Source organism: Actinomadura montaniterrae (assembly GCF_008923365.1).
In the GTDB taxonomy this organism is placed as follows: domain Bacteria; phylum Actinomycetota; class Actinomycetes; order Streptosporangiales; family Streptosporangiaceae; genus Spirillospora; species Spirillospora montaniterrae.
Window position 1 is genome coordinate 1 of the sequence record NZ_WBMR01000334.1, and the last position, 7,632, is coordinate 7,632.

10 protein-coding genes are annotated in these 7,632 nt (G+C 74.2%); all 10 read left to right on the forward strand.

The window, feature by feature from the left end; genetic code table 11:
- Positions 1-215: hypothetical protein (locus tag F9B16_RS53340; protein WP_225992597.1), on the forward strand; the 215-nt coding region annotated here is incomplete at its 5' end.
- Between the two features lie 35 nt (positions 216-250).
- Positions 251-742 carry a SecDF P1 head subdomain-containing protein gene (locus tag F9B16_RS47430; RefSeq protein WP_151546841.1) on the forward strand — a complete coding sequence of 164 codons (492 nt, stop codon included), beginning with the start codon at positions 251-253 and terminating at the stop codon, positions 740-742.
- 123 nt (positions 743-865) lie between these two features.
- Positions 866-1,792 carry a segregation and condensation protein A gene (locus F9B16_RS47435; RefSeq protein WP_225992598.1) on the forward strand — a complete coding sequence of 309 codons (927 nt, stop codon included), beginning with the start codon at positions 866-868 and terminating at the stop codon, positions 1,790-1,792.
- On the forward strand, positions 1,785-2,498 hold the full coding sequence (gene scpB / locus F9B16_RS47440; RefSeq protein ID WP_151546842.1) for an SMC-Scp complex subunit ScpB: 714 nt from the start codon (positions 1,785-1,787) through the stop codon (positions 2,496-2,498). The genes F9B16_RS47435 and scpB overlap by 8 nt, the downstream gene beginning before the upstream one ends.
- The gene (locus tag F9B16_RS47445) at positions 2,495-3,226 is read left to right on the forward strand and encodes a pseudouridine synthase (RefSeq protein ID WP_225992599.1); all 732 of its coding nucleotides are present in this window, start codon (positions 2,495-2,497) and stop codon (positions 3,224-3,226) included. Before scpB ends, F9B16_RS47445 begins: the two co-directional genes overlap by 4 nt.
- Before the next feature lie 34 nt (positions 3,227-3,260).
- Entirely contained in the window at positions 3,261-3,623 is a 363-nt protein-coding gene (gene aroH / locus F9B16_RS47450; protein ID WP_151546844.1) for a chorismate mutase, read from the forward strand.
- Positions 3,624-3,755: 132 nt separating this feature from the next.
- Positions 3,756-4,856: a prephenate dehydrogenase gene (locus F9B16_RS47455; RefSeq protein WP_404800596.1), complete on the forward strand. Its 1,101-nt coding sequence runs from the start codon at positions 3,756-3,758 to the stop codon at positions 4,854-4,856.
- A 253-nt stretch (positions 4,857-5,109) separates the two neighbouring features.
- The gene (gene cmk / locus F9B16_RS47460) at positions 5,110-5,772 is read left to right on the forward strand and encodes a (d)CMP kinase (RefSeq protein WP_225992601.1); all 663 of its coding nucleotides are present in this window, start codon (positions 5,110-5,112) and stop codon (positions 5,770-5,772) included.
- Between the two features lie 35 nt (positions 5,773-5,807).
- Entirely contained in the window at positions 5,808-7,193 is a 1,386-nt protein-coding gene (gene der, locus F9B16_RS47465) for a ribosome biogenesis GTPase Der (protein WP_449700399.1), read from the forward strand.
- A gap of 179 nt (positions 7,194-7,372) precedes the next feature.
- Positions 7,373-7,576 carry a hypothetical protein gene (locus tag F9B16_RS47470; protein ID WP_151546846.1) on the forward strand — a complete coding sequence of 68 codons (204 nt, stop codon included), beginning with the start codon at positions 7,373-7,375 and terminating at the stop codon, positions 7,574-7,576.
- The last annotated feature ends 56 nt before the right edge of the window (positions 7,577-7,632 follow it).

Consider the following 7,632-nt stretch of genomic DNA (forward strand, 5'->3'; position numbering starts at 1 on the left):
CCCGCGGCTGGACGGCCAGAGTCGCCATCGACGAACTCGCCGGCCTCTGCGAGCGCGAGAACCTGGACCCACCGCAAGCCAACATCGACCTGCTCAACGCCTGGGAGAACGGACGTGCCCGCCCCCGGCCGGGGCTGCGCCGGCGGCCTACCCGCTGCCCGGCGCCGCCGCGCCGTACGCGCCGCCCGCAGGCCCCTCGCGTCGCACGCCGCTGATCATCGGCGGGGCGGCGGCTCTCGTCCTCGTCCTCGTGATCGCCGGCGCGGTCGCCTACCTGGCGACGCGCGGCGGCGGCGGGTACGACGGCGGGCCGGCCGACCTCCGGCAGCCGATGACGCTCCAGCAGGTCGCCGCGGTCTCCCAGGCGCCCTGCGCCGCCGGGACGCTGCCGGAGGCGTCCGGGACGTCCTGCTACCGGCTCGCCGGGGGCGGCATGACCGTCCGCCGCGTCGAGCACATGAAGGCCGAGCCGCCGTCGGGCGGCACCACGTTCTGGAGCATCCAGATCGGCTTCACCAGGGCGGACGGGCAGGCGTTCGCCCGCCTCACCGGCCTTGCGGCGCAGCAGCAGCCCGGCGCGCCCGGACAGCAGATCGCGATGGTCGTCGGCGGGCAGGTGCTGTCGGCGCCGGCGGTCACCGGCGGCCCGATCACCGGCGGGACACTGGAGATCAGCGGCGACTTCACCCGCGCCAAGGCCGAGGACCTCGTCGCCCGGATCATCGGGCGCCGCCCGTCCTGACGCCCGCGCCGCCCGCGTCCGGCGGACGGGCGCCCGCACCCCGCCGGGCATGGGACGATGTGGCCGGTGAGCATGTTGCCGGGGAGCACGGGGCGGGCGGCGTCCTCCGCTACCGTGAGCGACGTGGACGAGACGGCGCCGGAGCACGGCGCGCAGCCGGACCCGGAGCGGGAGGCGGCCGCCGAGCAGGGCGCGGAGCAGGCCGGTGAGCAGGGCGGGGACCAGGGCTTCCGCGTCCACCTCGACAACTTCGACGGCCCCTTCGACCTGCTGCTCGGGCTGATCTCCAAGCACAAGCTCGACATCACCGAGGTGTCCCTGCACAAGGTCACCGACGACTTCATCGCCCACATCCGCTCCTACGGCAAGGACTGGGACCTCGACCAGGCCAGCCACTTCCTGCTCGTCGCCGCGACCCTGCTGGACCTGAAGGCGGCGCGGCTGCTGCCGTCCGGCGAGGTCGACGACGAGGAGGACCTGGCGCTGCTGGAGGCCCGCGACCTGCTGTTCGCCCGGTTGCTGCAGTACCGCGCGTACAAGGAGGTCGCGCAGGTGCTCGCCGCCCGGATGGCCGACGCGGCGAAGCGGTTCCCGCGCGTGGTGCCGATGGAGCCGAAGTTCGCCAACCTGCTGCCGGAGGTGCTGCTCGGCCTCGGCCCGGAGGAGTTCGCCCGGCTCGCCGCCAAGGCCCTCGCCCCGAAGGCGCCGCCGTCGGTGTCGGTCGAGCACATGTACCAGCCGAAGGCGAGCGTCAAGGAGCAGGCCGCGATCGTCGTGGAGAAGCTGCGGCGGCTCCGCCAGACCACGTTCCGCGTCCTGGCGTCCGACGCCGACGGCACCTACGAGGTCGTCGCGCGGTTCCTGGCGCTGCTGGAGCTGTACCGGGAGCGGGCCGTCACGTTCGAGCAGCTCGAGCCGCTCGGTGAGCTGCACGTCACGTGGACCGGCACCGACGAGGGCGACGTCGCGGTCGGCGACGACTACGAGGGCTCCCGCGAGGCCCGGGACGCGGCCGAGAAGGACGGGAAGGACGAGGACGACGATGACTGAGGGACCCGGCCCGGACGTGCCGGAGGAGCACCCGCCGCAGGACGGGCCCGCCGCCCCGCGGGCCGAGACGCCCGCCGAGCCGCCGGAGCAGGAGCCCGCCGGACTGCTGGAGGAGCCGCCGGAGCAGGCGCCGGTGGAGGCGCGGGACGCCGGCGGTGACGCGGGACCGGGGCTGCGCGCGTCGATCGAGGCGATCCTGCTGGTGGTGGACGAGCCGGTCGCGGAGATCACGCTGGCGCAGCTGCTGGAGCGGCCGCGCGGCGAGGTCGCCGCGACGCTGCGGGAGCTGGCCGCGGAATACACCGAGCAGGGCCGGGGGTTCGACCTCAGGGAGGTCGCCGGCGGCTGGCGGTTCTACACCCGGGACGTGTGCGCCCCGGTGGTGGAGCGGTTCGTCACCGACGGCCAGCAGGCCCGGCTGACGCAGGCCGCGCTGGAGACCCTCGCGGTCGTCGCCTACCGGCAGCCGGTGAGCCGGGCGCGGGTGTCGGCGGTCCGCGGCGTCAACAGCGACGGCGTGATGCGGACGCTGACGCTGCGCGGCCTGATCGAGAACGCCGGCCAGGAGCCGGAGACCGGCGCGCACCTGTACCGCACCACCGGGTACTTCCTGGAGCGGCTGGGGCTGCGCGACCTCGGCGAGCTGCCGGAGCTGGCCCCCTTCCTCCCCGACGACCTGCCAGAAGACATAGTTGAGGAATCGTGACTGACAACGAGGGCGTGCGGCTGCAGAAGGTGCTGGCCGAGGCCGGGATCGGCAGCCGCCGCCACTGCGAGGAGCTGATCGGCGAGGGCCGGGTGACCGTCGACGGCAAGCGGGTGTTCCGGTTCGGTGAGCGGGTCGACCCGCAGCGGGCCGTGATCCACGTCGACGGCAAGCGGGTCGAGACGCGCGCCGAGATGCGGTACTACATGATCAACAAGCCGCGCGGCGTGGTCAGCACGATGTCGGACGAGCGGGGCCGCAAGTCCCTGGAGGACTACGTGGACGTGCCGGAGCGGCTGTTCCACGTCGGCCGGCTCGACACCGACACCGAGGGCCTGATCCTGCTCACCAACGACGGGGAGCTCGCCCACCGGCTCACCCACCCGAGCTACGGGGTGTTCAAGACCTACCTCGCCGAGATCCACGGGCCGATCCCGCGCGATCTCGGCAAGCGGCTGCGCGCCGGGGTGACGCTGGAGGACGGGCCCGCCAAGGCGGACCGGTTCCGGGTGTTCGACCAGATCGGCAAGCGCGTGCTGGTGGAGATCACCCTGCACGAGGGCCGCAAGCACATCGTGCGGCGGCTGCTGAAGGAGGTCGGGTTCCCGGTGCAGCAGCTGGCCCGCATAGAGTTCGGGCCGATCAAGCTCGGCCAGCTGAAGCCGGGCACGATGCGGGCGCTGACCGTGCAGGAGGTCGGCGAGCTGTACCAGGCGGTCGGGCTGTAGGCCCGGCGATCGGACGGGACGGAGAGGGAGCGACGTGGCGGTACGCGCGGTCCGCGGGGCGACGCAGGTGGACGCCGACGACCGGGGGGAGATCCTGGCGGCGACGACCGAGCTGGTGAGCGAGGTGATGAGCCGCAACGAGCTGACCACCGACGACGTGATCAGCGTGCTGTTCACGGCGACGCCGGACCTGACGGCGGAGTTCCCGGCGCTGGCGGCGCGCAAGCTCGGCTTCCAGGAGGTGCCGCTGATGTGCGCGAGCGAGATCGCGGTGCCGCACGCGCTGCCGCGGGTGATCCGGCTGATGGCGCACGTCGCGACGGACCGTCCGCGCGCGGAGGTCCAGCACGTGTACCTGCGCGGCGCCAAGGCGCTCCGGCTGGACATCGCGCAATAGCGCCCGAGCGCAGCGAGGCATGGGTGGGGCGCCATAGCGCCAGAGCGCAGCGAGGCATGGGCAGGGCGCCATAGCGCCAGAGCGAGGGATCGGCGCGGACGGCGCGGATCGGGTTGGACGGGGCGCAGTAGGGTGACGGGCGTGGACGAGGACGTGGTGGGCCGCATCGTCGTGGTCGGGACGGGCCTGATCGGCACGTCGATCGCGCTGGCGATGCGCGAGCGCGGCGCGGAGGTGCTGCTGACCGACCGGGACGCGGCGGCGCTCGCGCTGGCCGTGGAGCTGGGCGCGGGGGAGGCGCTGCCGGACGGGGCGTCCGCGGAGCCCGCGGACCTGGCGGTGCTGGCGGTGCCGCCCGCGGCGGTCGCGGTGACGCTGCTGGACGCGCAGAAGCGCGGCCTGGCGACCGCGTACACCGACGTGGCGAGCGTGAAGGCGCTGCCGCTGGCGCAGGCGGCGGAGCTGGGCTGCGACCTGTCGACGTTCGTGGCGGGGCATCCCCTCGCGGGCAGCGAGCGGTCGGGGCCGGGCGCGGCGCGTCCGGACCTGTTCCTCGGCCGCCCGTGGGCGCTGTGCGCGACGCCGGAGGCGGCGCCGGAGGCGGTGGCCGCGGTGACGGCGCTGGCGAAGGCGTGCGGCGCGATGCCGGTGGAGGTGGACGCCGCGGAGCACGACCGGGCGGTGGCGCTGGTGTCGCACGGCCCGCACGTGGTGTCGGCGGCGGTCGCGGCGCGGCTGACGGGCGCCGACGAGACGGCGCTGGGCCTGTCGGGGCAGGGCGTCCGGGACGTGACGCGGATCGCGGCGAGCGACCCGCGGCTGTGGATCGGGATCCTGTCGGCGAACGCCGAGCCGGTCGCGGACGTGCTGGAGGCGGTCGCGACGGACCTGGCGGTCGCGGCGTCGCTGCTGCGCGACGGCAGCGAGGGCGCGGCGGCGCACGTCGCGGACCTGCTGCTGCGCGGGAACGCGGGCCGGTCCCGGATCCCGGGCAAGCACGGCGGCGGCCAGTCGGCGTACGCGACGGTACAGGTGGTCATCCCGGACCGGCCGGGCGAGCTGGCGATGATCTTCCAGGCGGCGGGGATCGCCGGGGTGAACATCGAGGACGTGACGATCGAGCATTCGCCGGGCCGCCCGCTGGGCGTGCTGGAGCTGGCGGTGGTGCCGGAGGCGGCGGACAGGCTCGCCGCCGAGCTGCGCTCCCGCGGCTGGTCGGTCCCCGGCCGGTAGCGCAGGATCAAGCGCCACCTGGCCGCCGCCCCGGTCTCCGGATCTTGCGGCTCTCGGCGGATGGGCGGGCCGGATCTCGCGGTGCCCGGCCGATGGCCGGCCTCAGGACCCCGCGGTGGGCCGCGGTGGTGGGCGCGGGCCGGTAGCCTGAAGCGCTGGGCCCCGCGAGGGAAGCGCTCGCGTTCCGCCGCCCGCCCCGCCCGCCGCCCGCCCGTGCCGGCGGGCGCTTCGATGCCGACGAAAGGGAGCGATCGTGCCGCTCGTCATCGCCATGGACGGACCCTCCGGTTCGGGCAAGTCCAGCGCGTCCAAGGGCGTCGCCCGCGCGCTCGGCCTGCGCTACCTCGACACCGGCGCGATGTACCGCGCGATGACGTGGTGGATGCTGCGGAGCGGCGTCCCGGTGGAGGACGCGGACGCGGTCGCGGCCCGCGCGCAGGACCCGGTGATCGTGTCCGGCACCGACCCGGACGCCCCGTCGATCAGCGTGGACGGGCGGGACGTGTCGGAGCCGATCCGCACCCGCGAGGTGACGAACGCGGTCAGCGCGGTCAGCGCGGTCCCGGCCGTCCGGGCGCGGCTGGTGGAGCTGCAGCGTGAGATCATGGCGGGCGGGGGCATCGTCGTGGAGGGGCGCGACATCGGCACGGTCGTCGCGCCGGACGCGCCCGTGAAGGTGTACCTCACCGCCAGCGAGGAGGTGCGGGCGGCCCGCCGCGCGAAGGACCTGGCGGCGGACCCGGGCGCGTCGGTGACCGTCACGCAGGCGGAGCAGGCGCGCCGCGACCGGCTGGACTCCACCCGGAAGGCGTCGCCGCTGGCGAAGGCGGCGGACGCGCACGAGATCGACTCGACGGAGCTGGGCCTCGCCGAGGTCATCGAGGCGGTCGTCCGCCTCGCCAAAGAGCATGAGTGAGCGGGCGGCCTGACGGCCCCTGTGGGGATATGACTGTGAGCGATTACGAGATCGAGACCGCGGACGTCGTCGAGGACGTCGCCGCCGACGCCGGCCCGGCGCCGGTGGTGGCGGTGGTGGGGCGGCCCAACGTCGGCAAGTCGACGCTGGTGAACCGGATCCTGGGGCGCCGCGAGGCCGTCGTGGAGGACGTGCCGGGGGTGACCCGGGACCGGGTCGCCTACGACGCGACGTGGTCGGGGCGGCGGTTCACCGTCGTCGACACCGGCGGCTGGCTGCCGGACGCGGCCGGGCTGGCCGCGGCGATCGCCGAGCAGGCGCGCCTCGCGGTCGACCTGGCCGACGTGGTGATGTTCGTGGTGGACGCGACGGTCGGCGCGACGGACGTCGACGAGGCCGTGGTGGAGATCCTGCGCCGGTCCGGCAAGCCGGTGGTGCTGGTGGCCAACAAGGTCGACGACGCGGGCACCGAGGCGGACGCGGCGATGCTGTGGTCGCTCGGCATCGGGGAGCCGCATCCGGTGTCGGCGCTGCACGGCCGCGGCAGCGGGGACCTGCTGGACGCGGTGCTGGAGGCGCTGCCGGCGGAGGCGCCGCGCGAGACGTTCGGGGAGCAGGGCGGGCCGACCCGGATCGCGCTGCTGGGAAGGCCGAACGTCGGCAAGTCGAGCCTGCTGAACCGGCTGGCGGGGGAGAACCGGGCCGTGGTGGACGCGGTGGCCGGGACGACCCGCGACCCGGTCGACGAGCTGATCGAGCTGGGCGGCCGGACGTTCCGGTTCATCGACACGGCGGGGATCCGGCGGCGGCACCGGGAGAACCAGGGCGCCGACTTCTACGCGACGCTGCGCACGCAGTCGGCGCTGGAGCGCGCCGAGGTCGCGGTGGTGCTGGTGGACGCGGACGAGCCGCTCGCCGAGCAGGACCTGCGGATCGTGTCGATGGTGATCGACTCGGGCCGGGCGCTGGTCATCGCGTACAACAAGTGGGACCTGCTGGACGAGGAGCGCCGCCACTACCTGGAGCGCGAGATCGACCGGCAGCTGCACAACGCGCGGTGGGCGCCGCGGGTGAACATCTCCGCGAAGACGGGCCGGCACATGGACCGGTTCGTCCCGGCGATCGACACGGCGCTGGACGGCTGGAACACCCGCGTCCCGACGTCGAAGCTGAACCAGTTCTTCGCCGACCTGGTGAACTCGCATCCGCACCCGGTGCGCGGCGGCAAGCAGCCGCGGGTGCTGTTCGCGACGCAGGCGGGGGTGCGGCCGCCGCGGTTCGTGCTGTTCACATCGGGGTTCCTCGAGGAGGGGTACCGGCGGTTCATCGAGCGCCGGCTGCGCGAGGAGTTCGGGTTCGCCGGGACGCCGCTGGACATCGCGATGAAGATCCGCGAGAAGCGCGGCAAGGCGCGCAAGTAGCCGGATTTTCCGCGTCGCGGCCCGCCGGGGATCTTTCCCCGGCGGGCCGCGGCATGTCAGGATGCATCCTGCGGGCAGCGGGTAAGTCTTCCATTACTCGTTGATTCCGCAACGAAAGCGTGTTCTAGTCTGGGTGAGCTGTTCTCCCGGACGTTCATGGCGCGGTCGAGGGGTGCGACGTGAAGCTCTTGCTGCTCATTGCCGTTGCGGTCGCCTGCGTGGCGGCCAGCTTCGTCTGGCGCGAGCCGTGGATCGGCGGTGTCGGCCTGCTCGTCGCGTTCGTCGCGATGTTCACCGACCGCGACGACGTGAAGCTGGACGACGAGAAGGGCAGCTACGAGACCACCAAGTCCGTCCGGAACATGCGCAGCCGGAACCGCTGACGGGCGTCCGGAGCCGGCCGCCGGGGCCGGCTCCGCGCGGGACCACGCGCGCGGAG

Excerpts from the sequence above, each read along its gene's own strand:
- scpB (WP_151546842.1), top strand. The coding sequence starts at position 1,785 with ATGACTGAGGGACCCGGCCCGGACGTGCCGGAGGAGCACCCGCCGCAG.